This is a genomic window from Streptomyces sp. NPDC058464 (assembly GCF_042721035.1).
GTDB lineage: Bacteria > Actinomycetota > Actinomycetes > Streptomycetales > Streptomycetaceae > Streptomyces.
The window spans coordinates 26,115-43,796 of sequence record NZ_JBHXMA010000001.1 but is presented as its reverse complement, the minus strand read 5'-3'; the positions used below and the strand labels follow the sequence as shown (position 1 = coordinate 43,796).

At 72.0% G+C, this 17,682-nt stretch carries 16 protein-coding genes; 1 reads left to right on the top strand and 15 read right to left on the bottom strand.

Annotation, left to right across the window (positions count from 1 at the left end; all coding sequences use genetic code 11):
* Positions 1–54 precede the first annotated feature (54 nt).
* The 4 genes from ACFWPQ_RS00215 to ACFWPQ_RS00200 all read right to left on the bottom strand — a co-directional run bounded on the left by ACFWPQ_RS00215 (position 55) and on the right by ACFWPQ_RS00200 (position 4,543).
* Positions 55–942: an ABC transporter permease gene (locus ACFWPQ_RS00215; RefSeq protein ID WP_384028295.1), complete on the bottom strand. Its 888-nt coding sequence runs from the start codon at positions 940–942 to the stop codon at positions 55–57.
* The gene (locus ACFWPQ_RS00210) at positions 932–1,894 is read right to left on the bottom strand and encodes an ABC transporter permease (protein ID WP_384028293.1); all 963 of its coding nucleotides are present in this window, start codon (positions 1,892–1,894) and stop codon (positions 932–934) included. The genes ACFWPQ_RS00215 and ACFWPQ_RS00210 overlap by 11 nt, the downstream gene beginning before the upstream one ends.
* Positions 1,876–3,240, bottom strand: coding sequence for an amidohydrolase family protein (locus ACFWPQ_RS00205; protein ID WP_384028291.1), 1,365 nt, complete (start codon positions 3,238–3,240; stop codon positions 1,876–1,878). The genes ACFWPQ_RS00210 and ACFWPQ_RS00205 overlap by 19 nt, the downstream gene beginning before the upstream one ends.
* Positions 3,241–4,006: 766 nt before the next feature.
* Positions 4,007–4,543, bottom strand: a complete 537-nt coding sequence (locus tag ACFWPQ_RS00200; protein ID WP_384028289.1) for an enoyl-CoA hydratase/isomerase family protein — start codon at positions 4,541–4,543, stop codon at positions 4,007–4,009.
* Between the two features lie 565 nt (positions 4,544–5,108).
* Between ACFWPQ_RS00200 and ACFWPQ_RS00195 the strand changes: the two genes are divergently transcribed.
* Entirely contained in the window at positions 5,109–6,374 is a 1,266-nt protein-coding gene (locus tag ACFWPQ_RS00195; RefSeq protein WP_384028287.1) for an amidohydrolase family protein, read from the top strand.
* Positions 6,375–6,389: 15 nt separating this feature from the next.
* On the opposite strand, the gene ACFWPQ_RS00190 is transcribed toward ACFWPQ_RS00195, so the two are convergent.
* From ACFWPQ_RS00190 to ACFWPQ_RS00140, 11 genes are all read right to left on the bottom strand, one after another.
* Positions 6,390–7,166: an SDR family NAD(P)-dependent oxidoreductase gene (locus ACFWPQ_RS00190; protein ID WP_384028285.1), complete on the bottom strand. Its 777-nt coding sequence runs from the start codon at positions 7,164–7,166 to the stop codon at positions 6,390–6,392.
* A gap of 3 nt (positions 7,167–7,169) precedes the next feature.
* The gene (locus ACFWPQ_RS00185) at positions 7,170–8,318 is read right to left on the bottom strand and encodes an acyl-CoA dehydrogenase family protein (RefSeq protein WP_384028283.1); all 1,149 of its coding nucleotides are present in this window, start codon (positions 8,316–8,318) and stop codon (positions 7,170–7,172) included.
* 14 nt (positions 8,319–8,332) lie between these two features.
* On the bottom strand, positions 8,333–9,469 hold the full coding sequence (locus ACFWPQ_RS00180) for a thiolase family protein (protein ID WP_384028281.1): 1,137 nt from the start codon (positions 9,467–9,469) through the stop codon (positions 8,333–8,335).
* Positions 9,466–10,269, bottom strand: coding sequence for an enoyl-CoA hydratase/isomerase family protein (locus tag ACFWPQ_RS00175; RefSeq protein ID WP_384028279.1), 804 nt, complete (start codon positions 10,267–10,269; stop codon positions 9,466–9,468). Before ACFWPQ_RS00175 ends, ACFWPQ_RS00180 begins: the two co-directional genes overlap by 4 nt.
* Positions 10,266–11,450: a CaiB/BaiF CoA transferase family protein gene (locus ACFWPQ_RS00170; RefSeq protein WP_384028277.1), complete on the bottom strand. Its 1,185-nt coding sequence runs from the start codon at positions 11,448–11,450 to the stop codon at positions 10,266–10,268. The genes ACFWPQ_RS00175 and ACFWPQ_RS00170 overlap by 4 nt, the downstream gene beginning before the upstream one ends.
* A gap of 1 nt (position 11,451) precedes the next feature.
* Complete coding sequence (locus ACFWPQ_RS00165; RefSeq protein WP_384028275.1) at positions 11,452–13,035, bottom strand: FadD3 family acyl-CoA ligase; 1,584 nt, start codon at positions 13,033–13,035, stop codon at positions 11,452–11,454.
* Between the two features lie 16 nt (positions 13,036–13,051).
* Positions 13,052–14,200, bottom strand: coding sequence for an acyl-CoA dehydrogenase family protein (locus ACFWPQ_RS00160; RefSeq protein ID WP_384028273.1), 1,149 nt, complete (start codon positions 14,198–14,200; stop codon positions 13,052–13,054).
* A complete protein-coding gene (locus tag ACFWPQ_RS00155) occupies positions 14,197–15,162 on the bottom strand; it encodes an acyl-CoA dehydrogenase family protein (protein ID WP_384028271.1) in 966 nt (321 codons plus the stop codon). The genes ACFWPQ_RS00160 and ACFWPQ_RS00155 overlap by 4 nt, the downstream gene beginning before the upstream one ends.
* A gap of 2 nt (positions 15,163–15,164) precedes the next feature.
* Positions 15,165–15,965 carry an enoyl-CoA hydratase/isomerase family protein gene (locus tag ACFWPQ_RS00150; RefSeq protein ID WP_384028269.1) on the bottom strand — a complete coding sequence of 267 codons (801 nt, stop codon included), beginning with the start codon at positions 15,963–15,965 and terminating at the stop codon, positions 15,165–15,167.
* Positions 15,966–16,075: 110 nt separating this feature from the next.
* A complete protein-coding gene (locus tag ACFWPQ_RS00145) occupies positions 16,076–16,843 on the bottom strand; it encodes a FadR/GntR family transcriptional regulator (protein WP_384028267.1) in 768 nt (255 codons plus the stop codon).
* A gap of 65 nt (positions 16,844–16,908) precedes the next feature.
* Positions 16,909–17,676, bottom strand: coding sequence for an SDR family NAD(P)-dependent oxidoreductase (locus ACFWPQ_RS00140; protein ID WP_384028265.1), 768 nt, complete (start codon positions 17,674–17,676; stop codon positions 16,909–16,911).
* Positions 17,677–17,682 lie beyond the last annotated feature (6 nt).

Below are 17,682 nucleotides of genomic sequence, written 5' to 3'. Positions count from 1 at the left end.
TGAGCGAGGAGAGGTGTCAGGAGGTGGGGGGTTACCGGAGAGGAGAAGGGTGGATCAGGAGGTACGGCGGGTGCCGCGCGGGTCGATCCGTTCCTGGAGGCCGTCGGAGATCAGGCCGAAGGCTGCCGTGGCCACGGCCAGCGTGATCCCGGGGACGATCACGAGCAGCGGGTCGTTCGCCATGTAGCGCTGACCCTCGAAGATCATTCGGCCCCAGCTCGGTGTCGGCGGCTGGATGCCGAGGCCCAGGTAGCTCAGGGACGCCTCCACCAGGACGCAGGTGGCTGCCGTGTTGGCGTACTGGACGAGAGCGGCGGACAGCACGTTCGGCAGCACATGGCGGCCGATGATCACTGGCGGGCGCACCCCGGCGATCCGGGCCGCCGAGACGAAGTCGCGTTCGCGCACGGTCAGCGCCGGGGCGCGGACGATCCGGGCGAAGTACGGTACGAAGATCAGCCCCATGCCCGCGATCAGGACCGTCGTGCCCGGCGTGAACACGGAGACCAGCACCAGCGCGAGCAGCACCGAGGGGATGGACATCGCGATGTCCATCACCGCCATCAGCACACCGTCCACCCGCCGGCCGGTGTAGCCCGCGAGGAGACCGATGGGCACGCCGATCAGCGCGGCGAGCGTGGTGGCCCCGAAAGCGACCAGGAGGGAGTGCAGCGCGGCGACGAAGGTCCTGGTGAGCAGATCGCGACCGAGGTTGTCGGTGCCCAGCCAGTGGCTGCCGGTGGGCCCGCCGAGCAGGGCGTCGCCGACGTCCTCGGCGGAGTAGGGGCCGAAGCCGGTGACGGCAAGAGAGGTCAGCACCAGTCCGCCGAGCAGGCAGACACCTGTGGTGAGGGTCGGGTTCCAGCCGCGGAACAGCCGTCGCGCGGTGGCCGTCGCGGTCACGGCCGCACCGGCGTCGGGCAGTACGGTCTCAGCCGTCACGGCGTGCTCCTGTCGTCCGGATCCGGGGGTCGATGAGCGGGTAGAGCAGGTCGGTCACCAGGTTGATCACCACATAGGAGGCGCCCAGCGCGAGGACCGCCCCCTGGACCACCGTGAAGTCGTGCTGGGTGATGGAGTTGACGATCAGCGAGCCGAGCCCGGGGAGGGCGAAGACCTGCTCGACGATGACGGTGCCGCCGACCAGCACCCCGAGCTGGAGACCGCCCGCGGTGACCACGGGCACCAGCGCGTTGCGCAGGGCGTGCCGCAGCATCAGGCGCCGTCGCCCGGCCCCCTTCGCCGCCGCGGTCCGCATGAAGTCCTGGCCCGCCACGTCGAGGACGGCGGCCCGCATGTAGCGGCAGAGCGTGGCGCCGAACGGGATGCCCAGCGCCACCGCGGGCAGCAGCAGGTCCTGGAGGTTGAGCAGCGGGTCCTGGTCGAACGGTACGAAGGAGAACAGCGGCCAGCCCGGGGTCAGCCGGCTCACCAGCAGCACCATGACCGTGCCGACGACGAACGGAGGGAAGGCGAGCCCGAGGAACGCGGTGCCGTTGACCAGCCGGTCGACCGCCCGGCCCTGGTGCATGGCGGACCAGATACCCGCCGGGATGCCCCAGACGGCCGCGATCAGCGCGGCGTAGACGGCGAGTTCGAGGCTCACCGGGAGCCGGTCGGCGACCTGCGCGGCGACGCTCTGCCCGTCGAGCAGGGACTGTCCGAGGTCGCCCCGGACGGCGTGCCCGAGCCAGCTGAGGTACTGCGACCACACGGACTGGTCGAGTCCCAGCTCCCGGGTGATCTGGGCGCGCAGTTCGGGTGTGGAGTTCTCGCCGGCGATCAGGGTCGCCGGATCGCCGGGGATCAGATGCGCGAGCAGGAACACGACAGCGCTCAGGCACAGCACGACGGCGAGCGCCCGGGCGATCCGGATCAACAGGTAACGCAGCACTGGTCGTCTCCCTGTCCCGCGGTGGCCGGTGCCGACGTGCGGCGCGGATGGTGGCCGGTCGCTGTGAGCCGGCGCCTCGCGGCCAGACCCGGGGGCACCGACGTCGCTGCGTTCGGGTCGACGGCCCGGCCCTCGCGCAGTACCGCGCGCAGCCGCCGCCGGTCCCCGAGCAGGCCCAGGTCGGCGAGCGGATCGCCGTCCACGAGAAGGAGGTCCGCGCACATCCCCGGGGCGACGGTCCCCGTCCGGTCGCCGATGCCGAGAGCGTCGGCGGCGGCCGAGGTCGCGGCGACCAGGGCCTGCATCGGGGTCATGCCGACCTGCTCGTGCAGCAGCGCGAGTTCCCGGGCGTGGGAGCCGAACCGCAGGGTGTTGGAGGAGTCGCTGCCCGCGATCATCCGTACGCCGGCCTGATGGGCCCGGCGCACCGAGGTGAGCCGGTGTTCGCGCAGCCGCTCCGCCTTGTCCAGATGCTCGGCGGACAGTCCACGACGCTGCCCGTGCTCGGCCATGAACTCACTGAGCGTCAGGGTCGGGCAGAGGAAGGTGCCCTGTTCCAGCATCAGCTCGACGAGGTCGTCGTCGAGTTCGGAGCCGTGCTCCAGGGTGTCGACCCCGGCGCACAGGGCCGCCTCGATCCCGGCCCGGGTGTGCGCGTGCGCCGCCACCCGCAGGTCCAGGGCGTGCGCCTCGTCGACGATCGCGTCGATCTCGGCGTCCGTGTAGTTGCGCCAGCCGGTCCTGTCGCCGATGGAGAGCGTGCCGCCGCTGGTGCAGATCTTGATCAGGTCCACGCCCATCCGGGCGTACTCCCGGACGCGCTTACGGCACTCGTCGGCACCGTCGGCCGGAGCCCACATCCGCTTCTCGTCGAGCGTCGCCGGGCAGAACATGTCGCCGTGTCCGGCGGTCATGCCGACCAGACCGGAGGAGACGACCCGGGCCCCGTCGAGGACGTGCTCGTCCATCACGTGCTTGACGGCCACCTCGGGCAGCGAACCCGCGGTGTCACGGACCGTGGTGAAACCGGACCGCAGCGCCTCACGGGCGTTGGCGGCGGCGTGCAGGGTCTGTTCCTCGACCGAGGTCAGCATGTTCCACAGGTGCACGTCCCGCGGCCGAGCGCCCGCGTTGGACCGCAGATGCACATGGCAGTCGATGAGCCCGGGGAGCAGCGTCGTCCCCGGCAGGTCGTACACCTGGTCCTGGGGGGCCGTCACCGTCCTGTCGGCCGGGCCCACTTCGGTGATCACGGCGCCGTCGATCACCACGGACATGTCCCCCCGCGGGGCACTTCCCGTGCCGTCGATCAACGTCACGCCGGAAAGGACCGTTCGCTCCGCCATCCAAAGCTCCTCGGTCGGTGGCCGGAAACCGGGTGCCGCCCAGCGGCCGTCCGCGTGCCCGGACCGGACCGCGACGGAAGCGCACCGAGTGGGCCAGGCGGTCTCGGCGAGGCCGGAATGAGTGACCGTTCCCTCGGCGCGGTGACGACCGCGACGGCCTGGGCGCGCATCGCCCCGGTACCGTGCACCGGCCGTGCGATCCGCACGCGGTGTGGTGCGAATGCCCGCGGGCTCGGCAGGTTTCGTCATGGTTTGTTCACCTCCTGGTGGGAACTGACACCGAGGAGTGTGGGCGGGGGATCGCCTGCCGGTGTCACGGCGCAGATTTCACCGGGGTTCCGCAGCGGACGCGCAGGAATCCGCCGCGCCTGGAGGCGCAGGTTTCCGCCACGGTGGACTCAAGGGAGTCGACGCTGCCGCACCGCGCCCGGGGCACCGAGTGCGGCACCGCCGTCACTGGCCGGGCCGCTGCCGTCGAACGTCTCGCCGCGGTGGGCGGCCATGGCGCCGGAAGCGTCCCGGAAGCGGTGTGCGACGCCGTGTCGTGATCACCATGCTCCCGGCACGCCGGGATCGCTCCCGGCGAGGGCGGCGCGCTCGATCGGCCGACGCCGTCCGATCACGGTGGTCGGTGCATTCGTCGTCGCACGGAACCGCGGCCCCTGTCCCTCACCGGCGTGCCCTCGCAGTCACCGACGGCGTGGGCTCCGTGGTGTGTCAGGGATCGCGGAACGCATTCGTCCACCCATGCCGGCCTGCGACGGAGTCATGGGGTAGGGGGCTCGGCGGCCGGACCGAGGGACAGCGTGTCGACGAGCCCCCACGTCAGCGCCGTTTCCACGTCTGTCGTAGTACCCGACAGGGCCAGGTAGGCGGTTCGTTCGCGGCCGATGCGGGCCGGGAGGCTGGCGGTACCGCCGGCGCCGGGGATCAGTCCCATGCTGATCTCGGGAAGCTGGAAGGTCGTGTTGGGGGCGGCCGTGATCGATCCCGCGAAGGCGGCCAGTTCGACTCCCGCTCCGACGCAGGGGCCGTGCACGTGGGCCGTCACCTTGGAGGCGCACCGTTGGAGCAGCGCAGCGGGGCTGCGGTGGATGCGTATGTGGTGCGCTTCGGCAGGGTCGCTCGATGTGCCGAACTCCGACAGATCACCGCCGCTGCAGAACGCGGGCCCGTTGCCGTACAGGTCGACGTGGGTGAGCGTCGGGTCCAGCACGGCGACCTCCAGCGCCTCGCACAGGGCGTCCCGTGTGGCCGCGTCGAAGGCGTTGCGCACCCAGGGGCGGTTGAAGGTCAGTTTCATTCGTGCACCGTCACGGCATACCTGAACGGGTTCGGCGGCGGGGCGCGAAGCGCGTGGGCGTGCCGAAGCCAGCCAGGCGTGGAAGTCCCGGCCCGCCTGGAGCGTGGAGTAGGCGAGCGACTCGAGAACGAGACGGTCGGGCCCGGAGAGCTCGTGGCTCATCCGGAGCACCTGCACGAGGCTCATGCTGGCTGCCGGATGGCGTGTCACGGTGGTGTGCAGGAGCCTTGCGGTGGTGTAAGGGTCGGCGCAGCTCACCCATGGGCGCGGAGGATCAGGCGCAGCCGTGAGCAGGACGTCGAACTCCCCGCTCGTATCACGTGGTTCGGCCGCGATCGCGACCCGCACCTGATCCGTCCCGCACGGTGAGGGCAGGGCGCGGTCCAGGTCGACGCAGGTAAAGGGCGACTCCACGGTCCCGAAGTGTAATCTGACGTCCCTTGAGGGAGAAGGGTGTTCGCGTTGTGGAGAACATAGTTCTCGACCAATGGGGAGTGTCGGCGGGCGGCCCCTGCCACCTCATGGCCGCCGGTGCCAGCGCCCTCGCGGTGAGCCGGGCGGCGTCGTGCTGATCAGGGCGGTGGAGACAGAGGGGCGCGGCCTGGTGGACGTACGGGTCGGGGCCGAAGGCCGGATCGCGGAGATCGGCCCCCGCCTCGCGGGTCCGGCGGACGTGCATGGGCACGGCGGGGCGCTGCTGCCCGGACTCCACGACCATCACGTCCACCTCACCGCGCTGGCGGCGGCAACTGCCTCCGTACGAGTCGGGCCCCGCGACGTACGCGGCCGCGCAGGACTTGCGGCCGCGCTGCACGAGGGGCCGCCGGGGGAGTGGGTGCGGGCCGTCGGCTACCACGAGAGCGTGGCTGGAGAACTGGACCGGTGGACGCTGGATGCGATCGTGCCCGACCGGCCGGTACGGGTGCAGCATCGCAGCGGGGCCATGTGGTTCCTCAACAGCCCCGCACTGCGGTCGGCCGGCCTGGACGACGGCGAAGGCAGTGACGGCCGGTTGTGGCGAGCGGACGAGCGGCTGCGCCGCCTGGTCCCTCCGGTAGAGCTCGACCTGGCCGGCCTGGGGCGCCGCGCGGCACGGTACGGCGTCACGGGGTTCACCAACGCCGATCCGCGCCCGGCGCCCGGCCTCGCCCGGACCCTCGCGGTGCTGCCGCAGCGAGTGGTCGTCATGGGCGCGGACGGGACGGCCCCGGTCAAGATCATGCTCGACGACCCGACTCTGCCCACGCCTGCCGGACTCGCGGCCACCGTCGCCGGGGTGCGGCCCCGCTCGGTCGCCGTGCACTGCGTCACCCGTGTGCAGTTGCTGGTGACCCTGCTCGCCCTGGAGGAGGCAGGACCGGTCGAGGGCGACCGCATCGAGCACGGAGCGGTGATCCCGGACGATGTTCTGCCGTGGCTGCGGCGGCTCGGCGTGACGGTCGTGACCCAGCCGCACTTCCCCGTCCTGCGCGGCCCCGAGTACGCCACCGACGTCGCTCCGGACGACCTGCCCCACCTCTACCGCTGCCGCAGCCTGGCCGAGGCCGGCGTCCCGCTGGCAGCCGGAACGGACGCGCCGTACGGCCCCCCGGACCCATGGACCGTCATACGGGCGGCAGTGACGCGGGACGACGGGGAGGCCGTCACGGCGAGGGCAGCCCTGCGCCTGTTCCTCGGCTCCCCTGAACAGCCGTCCCGTACAAGACAGTTGGTGATCGGAAGCCCGGCCGACCTGTGCCTGCTCCACGTCCCGCTGCGCGAGGCGCTCGACACCCTGTCCGCCGATCTCGTACGCGCCACCTACGTGGCCGGCCGGGCGATCGCTCCCTGAGCCCGTCGCCCCGGATCAGACGCTGTACCCGCCGTCCACCCCCAGTGCCTGTCCGGTGATGAACGCGGCCCGGTCCGAGGCGAGGAAGCAGACCGCCTCCGCGATGTCCCGGGCGTACCCGAACCGGCGCAGCGGGATGTTGCGCCGGGTGATCGCGAGGGCTCCCTCGTCGAGATCCCCCGTCTCGATCAGCCGGGCCGCGATGCCGTCGTTCAGCATGCCGGGGGCCACGCAGTTGACCCGGACCCCGTACCGGCCCTCCTCGGCGGCCAGGGCGCGGGCGACGGCCTCGACCGCGCCCTTCGTCCCCGAGGACAGCCCGTCCCGGACCGGGTAACGGCGGGTCGCGACGGTGGTGACGGCGACGATGCCGCCCCGGCTCGCCCGCAGCGCGGGCAGCGCCGGATGGACGAGGTTGAAGAACGCCACGGCGTCGCCCTCCAGTTGGGCGCGGTACCGGGCGGGCGTGACCTGGCTCAGATGGGTCATGGGCACATGGGGTCCGGCGGCGTACACCAGAGTGTGCAGGCCGCCGGACGTCTCCGCTGTCTCGGTGACGGCCCGCGCGGTCGCCACCTCATCGGTCAGGTCGACCCGTAGCGAGTGGACTTGCCGACCGAGGGCCTTGACCTCGTCCGCCAGGGCACCTGCCGCCTCGTGGTCGGTCCGGTACGTGAACGTGACATCGCTGCCGTGTTCCGCCAGCGCCCGTACGACCGCGGTGCCGATGCCGCCGGTGCCGCCCGCGACGAACGCGGTCCCGGACCGGCCGGTGAAGTCCTCCACGGACATGGCTCACAACCCCAGTGACTTGGCGATGATGACCTTCATGACCTCACTCGTCCCCGCGTAGATCCGCGTGATACGGGCATCCGCGTACAGCCGGGCGATCGGATACTCCAGCATGTAGCCGTATCCGCCGAAGAGTTGAAGACACCGGTCCACGGCCCGGGCCTGCATCTCGGTGCAGAACAGCTTGACCTTCGCCGCGTCGGCGCCGGAGAGCCGGCCGTCGACCAGGTCCAGGACGGCCCGGTCCAGCAGAGCCTGCGCCGCCTCGATCTCGGTGGCGACGGCGGCCAGTTCGAACTTGGTGTTCTGGAAGGCGGCGACCGGTGAGCCGAACACCTCGCGCTCCTTGACGTAGGCGATCGTCGTGTCCAGAGCCGCCCGTGCCTGTGCCACCGAGCCGACCGCGACCGTCATCCGCTCCTGCGGGAGGTTGTGGCCCAGGTACCGGAAGGCCGCGCCCTCCTCGCCGAGCCGGTCGGCCACCGGCACCCGCACGTCGTCGAAGGCCAGCTCGACCGTGTCCTGCACCTTGATGCCCATCTTGTCCAGCACCCGGCCACGGGTGAACCCGGGCATGCCGTCCGCCACGACGAGCAGCGTCAGTCCCGCCCGCCGGTCGCCCGGCTCGGTCGCCGTACGCGCCACCACGATCACCAGATCGGCCAGCAGCCCGCCGGTGATGAAGGTCTTGGCGCCGTTGAGGACATAGGTGTCGCCGTCGCGCACGGCGGTCGTCCGGATACCGGCGAGGTCGGAGCCGGTGCCCGGCTCGGTCATCGCGATCGCGGTCAGCAGCCGCCCGGACGCCAGCCCGGGGAACCAGCGCTCGCGCTGCTCCTCGTTCGCGTAGGCGAGGAAGTAGGGCAGCACGACGTCGAGTTGGGTGCGGACGGTGCCCAGGGTGACCAAAGCGCGGGCCGCCTCCTCCTGGAGGACGACGTTGTAGCGGTAGTCGGGCAGTCCGCTGCCGCCGTAGCGCTCCGGGATCGCCATGCCCAGCAGGCCCAGCGAGCCGAGGGACGTGAAGAAGTCGCGGGGTGTCCGCCCTGCCTTCTCCCACTCGCCGTAGCGCGGCACCACCTCCTTCGCTACGACGTCCCGCACCAGTCCCCGGAACGCCTCGTGGTCGTCGGTGAAGACATCCCGTCGCATGCTGACCGCCCCTGTCATTCCGCGAGTTCGACGAGTGTGGCGTTGGCCGTGCCGCCGCCCTCGCACATGGTCTGCAGGCCGTAGCGGATCCCGTGGGCCCGCATGTGATGGATCATCCGCGTCATCAGGACCGCACCCGACGCGCCGAGCGGATGGCCGAGCGCGATCGCGCCGCCGAGCGGGTTGAGGCGCTCGGGATCCGCGCCGGTCTCGGCGAGCCAGGCCAGCGGGACGGGCGCGAAGGCCTCGTTCACCTCGAAGACCCCGACCTCCGACAACGCCACTCCGGCCCTCCGCAGCACCTTCTCGGTCGCCGGGACGGGCCCGGTCAGCATCAGCACCGGGTCGGAGCCGACGACCACGCCCGCCCGGAACCGCACGAGCGGGGTCAGGCCCAGCACGCGGGCCCGCTCCGGCGTGGTGATCAGCAGCGCCGCCGCGCCGTCGGAGATCTGCGAGGCGTTCCCGGCGTGCAGGACACCGTCCTCCTGGAAGGAGGGCTCGAGCCTCGCCAACGTCTCCACGCTGGTGCCACGCCGGACGCCCTCGTCCGCCGCGACCCCGGCCACGGGCACGATCTGCCTGTCGAAGACCCCGCCGTCCTGTGCGGCCGCCGCCCGCGCGTGCGACAGCGCGGCGTACCCGTCGAGCCGCTCCCGCGTGAAGCCCCACTTCTGCGCGATCAGTTCCGCCGAGATGCCCTGGTCGAAGGAGAAGTCCTGGTAGCGGGCGCGGACTCGGGGCCCGTACGGCATGCCGCCCGCCTTCGCCGAGCCCAGCGGCACCCGGCTCATGACCTCGACACCACCCGCCACGACCACGTCCTGCCGCCCCGACAGCACCGCCTGGACCGCGAACTCCAACGCCTGCTGACTCGACCCGCACGCCCTGTTGACCGTCGTCCCCGGAACGCTCTCCGGCCAGCCGGCCGCCAGCACCGCGTAGCGGCCGATGTTGCTCGACTGGTCGCCGACCTGGGACACACATCCCCAGATCACGTCGTCGACGACCGCCGGATCGATCTCGGTCCGGTCGGCCAGCGCCGTCAGCACCGCCCCGGACAGGTCCGCCGGATGGGTGCCGGCCAGCCCGCCGTTCCGTCTGCCGACGGCCGTGCGGACCGCCGCCGCGATCACCGCTTCCCGCGTCATGTGTCGTTCTCCGTTCGTCTCGGCACCGCCCAGCGGCCGGTGAACCGCGGCTCTCGTCCGTCGGCGAACGCGGTGTAGGCCTCCCACACGTCGGCGGTGGCGAAGTTGACCGCCTGCGCCCGCGCCTCGTTCGCCAGTGCGTCCCGCAGGGTGCGGTCGGCGCCCTCGTCGAGCAGCGCCTTGGTCTGCGCGAGCGCGACCGGCGCGCCGGACGCCAGGCGCGCCGTCAGGTCGTCGACGAAGGCGTCCACCTTGTCGGCGGCCACGACCCAGGTCACCAGGTTCAGCGCCCGCGCCTGTTCGGCGTCGATCGTCTCCGCCAGCAGGGCGAGCCGCTTGGCCTGCTGGAGTCCGACGAGCTTCGGCAGCAGCCACGAGCCACCGCAGTCGAGCGACAGGCCGCGCCGCGCGAAGATCTGCGCGAACCGCGCCTGGGGCGTGGCCACCACCAGGTCGCAGCCGAGCGCCAGGTTCCAGCCCGCGCCCACCGCGACACCGGTCACCTTGGCGAGGGTCGGGAAGGGCAACTCGTGCAGCAGCAGGGTCACTTCGGTGAGTGTCCGCATCCGGTGCAACGGATGCCGGTCGGTCACCGGCCGGGAGATGTCGGCACCGGAGCAGAAGGCGCCGCCCGCCCCGGTGAGGACCAGTGCCCGAACGGACCGGTCTCCTCCGGCTTCCCGCAGGGCCGTCGCCAGCGCCTCCCACAGCTCGCCGTCGATGGCATTCCTGCGGTCCGGCCGGTTCAGCGTCAGCGTCCGTACGCCGGCGGAGGTGTCGCTCGTCAGCAGCACGGTCACCGCACCGCTCCCTGCTCGCGCAGTGCGACGATGTCCGGTGCCGCGAAGCCGAGTTCGGCCAGTACGGCGTCGGTGTGCTCGCCGAGGGCGGGCACGGCGCCCATGGGCGGGTCGAAGCCGGCGATCACCGGCGGCGGCAGCAGCGCGGGCACCGGCCCGGACGGAGTGCCGATCTCCCGCCAGCGGTCGCGGGCGGTGAGCTGTTCATGGGCGAGGACGTCCTTCGCCGTGTTGTAGCGGGAGTTGCCGATCCCGACGGCGTCCGCGCGGTCCTGGACGTACGCCAGGTCGTGCCGTGCGCACCAGGTCCCGATCACCTCGTCCAGCGGCGCACGGTGCTCGACCCGGTCGGCGTTCGTACGGAAGCGCTCGTCGTCCGCCAGGTCCGGGCGGCCCAGCAACTCCCGTGCCAGCCGCTGCCATTCGGCGTCGTTGGTGGTGCCCAGGACGACGGTCTGCCCGTCGCCGGTGAGATAGGCGCCGTAGGGCGCGACGGCGGGCGAGCCCATGCCGAGCGGCTGCTGCTCGATGCCCGAGTGCAGGGTGTACGTGAGCGGGTACCCCATCAGCTCGGCCATGGTGTCGAACATGCTCACCGCCACGGACGACGACGAACCACCCCTGCTCCTGCCGTACAGCAGCGCCAGGACCGACAGCGCCGCGTACAGCCCGCTGCACACGTCCGCCACGGGCGGGCCGGGTTTCGCCGGGGCGTCGGAACGGCCTGTCACCGAGCAGGCACCGGACTCCGCCTGGACCAGCATGTCGTAGGCGCGCTTGTGGGAGAGGGGGCCGCCGGGGCCGTACCCGTCGATCTCCACGGGGATCAGCGCGGGGTGCCGTACCTGCAGGTCGGCGGGGGAGAGGCCGAGCCTGGCCGTGGTGCCGGGGGTGAGGTTGGAGACCAGGACGTCGGCTCGCGCCAGGAGTTGGTGCAGGATCGACAGACCGGCCTTCGACTTCAGGTTCAGCGCCACCGACTCCTTGCCCCGGTTCGCCCACACGAAGTGCGCCGCGAGCCCGCCCACCACGTCGTCGTAGTGGCGGGCGAAGTCACCGCCCTCGGGGTTCTCGACCTTGATGACACGGGCGCCGAAGTCGCCCAGCGTGCGCGTGCACATGGGGGCCGAGACGGCCTGCTCCAGGGTCACGACCGTGACGCCGGTCAGTGGTCCGCCCATGTCAGAACTCCCCGAGGCAGGCGCGCAGTTCGTGCTTGAGGATCTTCTGGCTGGCGTTGCGTGGGAGTTCGGCCACGAAACGGACCCGGCGGGGGACCTTGAAGTTGGCCATGTGCTCCCTGGCCCAGGCGATGACCTCGCGCTCGGTCGGGTCCGCCCCCGCCTTCGGCACGACGAAGGCCCACCCGACCTCTCCGAGTCGCTCGTCGGGGACGCCGATCACCGCGACCTGGGCGATCGCCGCGCAGCCGAGGAGCAGTTTCTCGATCTCGGCGGGGTAGGCGTTGAAGCCGCCGACGATGAACATCTCCTTCTTGCGGTCGACGACGGACAGGTTGCCGTACGGGTCGAGGCGGCCGATGTCACCGGTGTGCAGCCAGCCCTCGGGGTCGATCGCGTCGGCGGTGGCCTCGGGGTCGTCCCAGTAGCCGCGGGTGACGTTGTAGCCGCGCACCAGGATCTCCCCGTCCTCGCCCGGAGCGACGTCCCGGCCGTTGTCGCCGGCGATGCGGACCTCGACGCCGGGTACGGCCCGGCCGGTGGTACGGGCCACCGTCTCCTCCGGATCGCCGACGCGGGTGCTGGTCACCAGCGCGCTCGACTCGGTCAGCCCGTAGGCGCTCAGCACGATGTCGAAGGTCAGCTCCTTCTTCATGGCGCGGATCAGGGGCTCCGGGATCGTGGTGCCGCCCGTCATGGACACCCGCAGCGAGGACAGGTCGTACGCGGACCGGTCGGGGTGGCTCAGGAGGTCGTGAAAGATGGTGGGCGGGCCGAGGAGGATGCTCACCCGTTCGCCGGCGATGAGCCGCAGTGCCCGTTCCGGGTCGAAGACGGCCATGGGGATCACCGTCACCCCGTGCATCAGGGAGGCGAGCCAGCCCGCCTTGTAGCCGAAGCAGTGGAAGAACGGCGGGATGACCAGGAACGTGTCGGAGGCGTCGAAGGTGTACTCCGTCGACATCCAGCCGTACGCCCGAAGGGACTGTCCGTGGGTCAGCTGCACGCCCTTGGGGTGGCCGGTGGTGCCGGAGGTGAACATCACGTCGGACAGGTCGTCCGGCCCGATCCGGTCGATCGAGGCGTGCGCGGCAGCGGGCGCCGTCCCCGCTCCCGCTTCGAGGAAGTCCTGCCAGCCCAGGGCGGCCTTCGCCGACGGCCCGAGGAGTGAAACGGCGGTGGCGAGTGCGGGCAGCCCGGGGTCCTCCCGGCGCAGGTCGCCGATGTAGTCGGTGCCGAGGAAGGAGGCGGCCGCGAAGAGCGCTCGGGCACCGGACCTGCGCAGGATGTAGGAGATCTCCTGAGCCTTGAAGCGGGTGTTGAGGGGGACGACGACACCTCCCGCGCCCTGGATGCCGAGGGCCGCGACGATCCACTCCGCCGAGTTCGGCGCGCACAGGCCCACTCGGTCCCCGGGCCCGATGCCCAGCGCGAGCGCCCCGCGCACCGAGCGGACCATCCGCTCCTCCAGCTCACGGAAGGTCAGACGCCCTTCGCCGTCGACGAGGGCCGGGGCGTCGCCGAACCGTCGGGCGGCGATCCTGATCATGTTCGGGATGCTGCGGAACTCCTGGTCGTGTCGCATCGGCGGACTCCGTTGTTCAGGCGCGGTCGTCGGCCGGCAGACGCAGCAGCCGCTTGGCGATGATGTTGCGCTGGATCTGGGACGTTCCGCCGTAGACCGACGCGGCCCGGGAGTAGAGGTACTCCCCGAACACCTCGCCGCCCTCCGCGTGAAGCTCTTCGGGGAACACCAATAGGGCGGTCTCGTAGAGACGTTGCTCGGCGCGGGTCATCAGCAGTTTGTCGACGGACGAGTCCGGCCCGGCGACCGGACCGGCGCGCCGCTGCGCGGTCCGGCGCCGGGCGTGGGCGACGAGGACCCGGTAGTCGACCACGCACTGCCCGATCCGCGTGCGAAGCCCGTCCGGCAGACTCCCGCGCCGTTCGTCCGCGGTGCGGCACAGGCGCTCGACGAGCAGCCCGTACTTCGGCAGGTGGCCGGTGTCGAGGGCGTTGCGCTCGTACGACACCGTGGTCATCGCCAGTGGCCAGCCGTCGCCCTCGGCGCCGACCCGCTCCGACTCCTCGACGCGGACGTCGTCGAGGAACAGCTCGCAGAACTCCTCGTCGCCGTTGGCCGCGCGCAGCGGGCGCACGGTCACGCCGGGCCGGTCGAGGGGCAGGGCGAACGCCGAGACCGAGGTGTGCGCGGGAGCCGTGCGGTCGGTTCGGGCCAGGAGCAGGCAGAGGTCGGAATACTGGGCGTAACTCGTCCACAGTTTCTGTCCGTTGACGAGATAGCCGCCGTCCGGCTGCCGTTCGGCGCGGGTGCTCATGCCGGCCAGGTCCGAGCCCGCGCCCGGCTCGCTGAAGCCCTGGCACCAGACGTCGTCCCCGGAAAGCATCCGGGGCAGCAGGCGTCTGCGCTGCTCCTCGTCACCGAACTCCAGGAGGGCGTGGGCGAGATAGCCGATCCGGGGGACGCCGGGGGCGCCGCGTGCTCCCAACTCGTCGCTGACGGCGACCTGGTGCAGTGGTGTCAGGCCACGGCCGCCGTACTCCCGCGGTACGTCGAGGCCGACCCAGCCGCCGGAGTGGAGGATGCGGTGCCAGCGGTGCAGGAAGGCGGGGACCGGTTCGTCCGGTCGCCGCCCGGGCAGCGGATGGTCGGCCAGCCAGGCGCGGAAGTCCCGCCGCAGCCGCTCCAGGTCCGTCGGGTCGCCGAAGTCGAGGGGGCCGTCGGTCATCGGGTCGCCTCCGGTGCGGCGAGTGCGGGCAACAGGTCGGCCGTGGTGGCCAGCACGGTGGCGCCGACGAGCACCTTGCGCAGGTACAGATGGGCGATGTGCTCCCAGGTCTGGGCGATACCGCCGAACACCTGCATCCCGGCGTACACCGCCTCCAAGGCCGAGGTGTTCAGCTCCGCCTTGGCCGTGCGGGCCGCCGTGAGCGCCCGGTCCGGCGGCTCGTGGTCCAGGCACCACGCGGCGTACCGGGTGGCGCTGGTGCCGGCCTCCACCAGGACGGTCGCGTCGGCGAGCAGGTGCTGGACGGCCTGGAAGGAGCCGATCCGCCGGCCGTACTGCCGGCGTTCGCGGGCGTACACCACACTCTGCTCGACGAGCGAACCCGCCGCGCCGACGAGTTCGCTCGCGACGACCACCAGCGCGTACGCCTGCCAGCGCTGTCGGTCCTCCGGTGCGAGCCGGCCGAGGGGCTCGCCCACGGCGGAGGCATGACGCACGCTGCGCAGCAGGTCGGCGGTCGGTGCCGGCGGTCCGAGCCGGGCGCGGGTCACGGTTCCCTCGGTGTCGGCGTACAGTGCCGCATCGGCTCCGTCGCAGTCCCAGGCGCGGAGATCTTGTGCGTCGGGGCCCGGGAGACGCAGGTCGGAGGCGAGGGCCACCGTGAACCGCGCGTCGTGCCGGTCCGCACGGAGGAGGCGCAGCAGCTCCGGAGCCAGCAGGACGGTGCCGAGCAGTGAGGTGGTCAGCGGCAGCCGGCCGTGCTCCTCGGCGAGGAGCGAGCACTCCTGGACGGTGGCGGCGGGCAGGGCGGTACCGCGCAGCTCGGCGAGGCCCAGTCCGTCCAGTGCCTGCTGCGCCGCGGCGCGGGACTGGGGCTTGACGTCGTCTGCCGAGCCGATGGCGTGCTGGGCCGCGAATGTCCGGAGCAGGTCGCGGACGAGCGTGAATTCCTCGGGCTGCACCCTCACTCCTCCTCGGGGGCGGCCAGGCGGCGGCGGGCCCGGGTGGCGAGGTCGCCGACGATGCGGATGTGGTCCGGGCTGGTCATCGTGGACCGCTCCGCCAGGAGCGCCGCCTCCATGCCGCCGCGCGAGACCTGCTCGACCACCGCGGCCAGCGCCGCCTTCGTCGCGCGCAGCGCCTCCGCGGGCTGCGCGGCGAGCCGGTGCGCCAGCGCCAGCGCCTCGGGCATCAGATCCGAGGCGGGCACGACCCGGTTGGCGAGGCCGAGCCCGAGCGCGGTGGCGGCCGGGATGCGGTCCCCGGTGAACAGGTACTCCTTCACCCGGAGGAGGCTCGTCAGCAGCGGCCACAGGGTGACCCCGCCGTCGCCCGCCACCAGACCGACCGAGACATGCGGGTCGGCGAGGTAGGCGTCCTCGGCCATCAGGACCAGGTCGCAGCCGAGGGCCAGGGAGCAACCCAGCCCCACCGCGGGGCCGTTGACGGCCGCGATGACGGGCAGCGGGAAACGGATCATCTCCGTCTGGATGGTCCGGTCGAGCCGGATCGACCGCTCGCGCAGCTCGGGATCCTCATGATGGCGGCGCAGATGATCGAAGTCGCCGCCCGCGCTGAACGCCCGGCCGGCGCCGGTGAGGACGACGGCCCGCGCCTTGGCGTCGTCCGCCAACTCGCGCCACACCTCGGACAACCTGCGGTGGAGTTCCGCGGACACGCCGTTGAGACGTTCCGGACGGTTCAGGGTGACGATGCGGACGTCGCCGTCGGCGGCCACGGTCAGTACGGGACTCACCTCGCTCATGCGAGCGATGCTAGTAAAGGTCAGGCCGTAACTGTCAATGGTGTTGCGCGAATATGAGAATGAGATTCTCGCGAACTCTGGCCGTACCCCGGCGTCTCGTGCGCCGCCTGTCAGGCTTCGGGGTCGGTCAGCTCCACGCGCTCGCGCACGTCCACCTCCACCGCCGCACGCGCGAAACCGCACACGTGCCGGGACATCCGCCGCATCGCCGCCGCCTCGTCACCGGCCCGGATCGCGTCGGTGATCCGGGCGTGCGCCCGCGCGGTGACCTCGCGGATGTCCGCTCCCGTGAACTGCCGCAGGTTCGTGGCCGCGTGGATCGACTGCGAGAGCGCGCTCATGAACCCGATGAGCAGCTCGTTGTCGCCCGCGCGCGCCACCGCGTTGTGCCAGCGCACGTTCGCCCGGAGGAACCGCTGGGTGTCGTCCCCGGCCTCCTTCAACTCCGCGTTCGCGGCGTCCAGTTCGGCCAGATCCCGGTCGGTGCGCCGTCTCGCGGCCAGCGCGGCGCACGTCGGCTCGATCGCCTCCCGGGTCTCGTGCAGCGCCTCCAGCCGGATCTGCTGGCCGCGAATCACCAATCGCACGGTGTTCGCCAGGGACTCGCGCCCGGGCCGGTGCACGAAGGCCCCGCCGCCGCGCCCCGGCCGGATCTCCACGAGCCGCTCGACCTCCAGGATCCGCAGCGCCTCACGCACGGTGGCCCGGCTCAGCCCGGTCTGCTCGACGAGCTGACGCTCCGGCGGCAGGGCCGTGCCCTCGCCGATCTCCCCGGACAGGATCCGCTCGCGGACCTCCGCCGCCAGCACGTCCGACGCCTTCGGCACGGTCAGCGTGTCGAAGCGCGGGGTGCGGGCGGAGGGCTCGGCGCTGGGCACTGGTTCAGGCCTCTCGTCGTACGTCCGTTTCGGCTGAACCATTCAACACAGGACGTCCCCGAGTGTCACATGACCATGCCCCCGTCGACCGGCAGTACCTGACCGGTGATGAACGAAGCCGCGTCGGAGGCGAGGAAGACGAACGCCCCCGCGACCTCCTCCGGCTCCGCCCAACGCCCGAGCGGGATCCGGGCCAGCATCTGGGCGGCGAACTTCTCGTTCGTCCGGATGGTCTCCGTCATCGGGGTCGCGGCCAGTGGCGCGAGGGCGTTCACCAGGATGTGCCTGCGGGCCAGTTCGCGGGCCAGGGATTTGGTGAGGCCGATGATGCCGGCCTTGGCGGCGGAGTAGTTGACCTGTCCGAGCGTGCCGACGATCCCGGCGGACGAGGTGACGTTGATGATGCGGCCGCGTCCGTCGTCCGGGAGGTACGGCAACGCGGCCTGTGCGCAGTGGAAGCTGCCCAGGACGTGGATGTCGAGGAGCCGCCGGAAGGCGTCCTCCGCCAGGTTCGCGAACATGGCGGGCGCGGTGATGCCCGCGTTGTTGACGAGGATGTGCAGGGTGCCGTCGGCGAGCGCGGCTGCCCGGGACACCGCCGCGTCGGCGCTCGCGCGGTCGGTCACGTCGAGCGCGGCACTGTGCGCGGTCAGCCCGGCGGCGGAGATCTTCCCGGCGACGGCCGCCGCGGCGGTCTCGTCGACGTCGGTCACGAGCACCGTCGCCCCGGCCCGGGCGAGCGCCTCGGCGACCGCCGAGCCGATACCGCCCGCGGCACCGGTCACCAGTGCCGAGCGCCCCGTGAGGTCGAACAGATCCGTTCGGTCGGTCATCCCCAA

Excerpts from the sequence above, each read along its gene's own strand:
- ACFWPQ_RS00165 (WP_384028275.1), bottom strand. The coding sequence starts at position 13,035 with ATGCGACACGACCAGGAGTTCCGCAGCATCCCGAACATGATCAGGATC.
- ACFWPQ_RS00205 (WP_384028291.1), bottom strand. The coding sequence starts at position 3,240 with ATGGCGGAGCGAACGGTCCTTTCCGGCGTGACGTTGATCGACGGCACG.
- ACFWPQ_RS00190 (WP_384028285.1), bottom strand. The coding sequence starts at position 7,166 with ATGTCCGTGGAGGACTTCACCGGCCGGTCCGGGACCGCGTTCGTCGCG.
- ACFWPQ_RS00160 (WP_384028273.1), bottom strand. The coding sequence starts at position 14,200 with ATGACCGACGGCCCCCTCGACTTCGGCGACCCGACGGACCTGGAGCGG.
- ACFWPQ_RS00170 (WP_384028277.1), bottom strand. The coding sequence starts at position 11,450 with ATGGGCGGACCACTGACCGGCGTCACGGTCGTGACCCTGGAGCAGGCC.
- ACFWPQ_RS00185 (WP_384028283.1), bottom strand. The coding sequence starts at position 8,318 with ATGCGACGGGATGTCTTCACCGACGACCACGAGGCGTTCCGGGGACTG.
- ACFWPQ_RS00150 (WP_384028269.1), bottom strand. The coding sequence starts at position 15,965 with ATGAGCGAGGTGAGTCCCGTACTGACCGTGGCCGCCGACGGCGACGTC.
- ACFWPQ_RS00180 (WP_384028281.1), bottom strand. The coding sequence starts at position 9,469 with ATGACGCGGGAAGCGGTGATCGCGGCGGCGGTCCGCACGGCCGTCGGC.
- ACFWPQ_RS00200 (WP_384028289.1), bottom strand. The coding sequence starts at position 4,543 with ATGAAACTGACCTTCAACCGCCCCTGGGTGCGCAACGCCTTCGACGCG.
- ACFWPQ_RS00140 (WP_384028265.1), bottom strand. The coding sequence starts at position 17,676 with ATGACCGACCGAACGGATCTGTTCGACCTCACGGGGCGCTCGGCACTG.